2 protein-coding genes are annotated in these 1,390 nt (G+C 77.5%); both read right to left on the bottom strand.

Going from position 1 to position 1,390, the window contains the following annotated elements:
• A partial coding sequence (locus BKE38_RS30045) for a GvpL/GvpF family gas vesicle protein (protein ID WP_131829821.1) occupies positions 1-916 on the bottom strand: 916 nt, incomplete at its 3' end.
• The coding region (locus BKE38_RS32705; RefSeq protein ID WP_207553746.1) for an Hsp20/alpha crystallin family protein at positions 916-1,390 on the bottom strand (475 nt) is incomplete at its 5' end. The genes BKE38_RS32705 and BKE38_RS30045, both read right to left, overlap by 1 nt.

Here is a 1,390-nt window from a genome sequence, read left to right as displayed (position 1 = left end):
GGACGAGACGGCGGCGGGCGCGCGGCAGCAGCGTCTCCAGCTCGGCGCCGGGAAAGAGGGCGGCGATGCCGCGATCGGGAAGAGCCGGCGGCGGCGCTGCGCGGCCGCAGCGGCGCAGCGCCGCCAGCTCCACCCGCTCGGGCAGACCGAGCAGGGCCCAGGCGGCGCGCAGCGCCTGCTCCTCAGCCTCGGCCACCTGCCAGGCGTGGAAATGCACCGGCGGCATCGGGCCCTGCAGGTCGGCGACCGCGCCGCGGGCAATCTCGGGCGCCAGGCCGCGCAGCACCGCCTCGATCGCCGCCTCGCCGTCGCGCGGGATCAGCAGCAGGTAGCGCAGCGCCTGCGGCTCGGCCGGTTCGCGCTGCAGGCGGCGGATGGCGGGGGCCAGGGCGGCCTCCAGCACCGTGCCGCGACAGGCGAGCTCTTCTTTCAGCGCGTCCTCCTCGGCGGCGGCGCGCTGGGCCGCGGTGGGCAGCACGTCCTGGCCGCCCCGGCCATCGGAGATCATGGCATGGCGCAGCGCCATCAGCTGCTCGCGTGGCCAGCGCAGGGTGAGCTGCCATTGATGCGTGCCGGCATCCTCGGCCAGCGCGATCTGCAGCCGCGGCGCGGCGGCGGCGAGCAGCGCCGGCAGTTCGGCCGCGGGACAGAGCGCGGCGGCGGGCGAGGCGGGCAGGAAGGGCCCGGCCAGGCAGGCCGCCTCCAGCCGGCGCTGCACCAGCTGCAGGGCGCGCAGCCGGGTGGCCTCGGCCTGGCGCTCGCTGCGCGGGCCGGGGGGCTCGGACTGGGCGAAGGCGATGCAGTCGCCCTCCGGGAAGCGGCTGACGGCGGGGCCGGGGATGCGCGCCAGCGCGCCGCCCACCGCCTCTGCCGCCGTCCGATGGGCGATGCCGAGCAGCCGCAGCAGCCCGGCCATCACGCGGCGGCCTCGGGATCGGGCCGTCGCGGCGCCAGATGCGCCTGCAGCAGCCCATGTGCGCAATGCCAGCGCAGGCTGGCCGGATCGGCCTCGGGCGGGACGGGCAGGCGGACGGCATAGGCGCAAGCGCCGGCGGCGGTGATCATCAGCGCACCATGCGACAACCAGAGCGCGACGCTTTCCGGTGCGATCCCCGGCAGTTCGATGCGCAGCTGCCAGCCACCGGGGCCGGCCTCGACCTGGCTGCGCGGGCGGCGTGGAGAGGGTCCGGTCGTCGCGGGCTCCACCGGCCGGGCCAGCACCTTGCGCATCGCTTGGCGCAGGGCCTCGACCGTGGCGGCGCCGGGCTCGTGCGCCGGCGGGATCGCCAGACGCTGCGACAGGCCGGGCCGTGGGGCTTCCGCGAAAATGCGATGCGGCGGGGGGAAGGGCAGGGCGGTCCAGCCGACCTGGCCCTTGGGCGGTTCGGGC

This window comes from Teichococcus deserti (genome assembly GCF_001982615.1).
GTDB classification, from domain to species: Bacteria; Pseudomonadota; Alphaproteobacteria; order Acetobacterales; family Acetobacteraceae; genus Pseudoroseomonas; species Pseudoroseomonas deserti.
The sequence above is the reverse complement of the archived record's forward strand: the minus strand, read 5'-3'. Positions and strand labels throughout refer to the sequence as shown.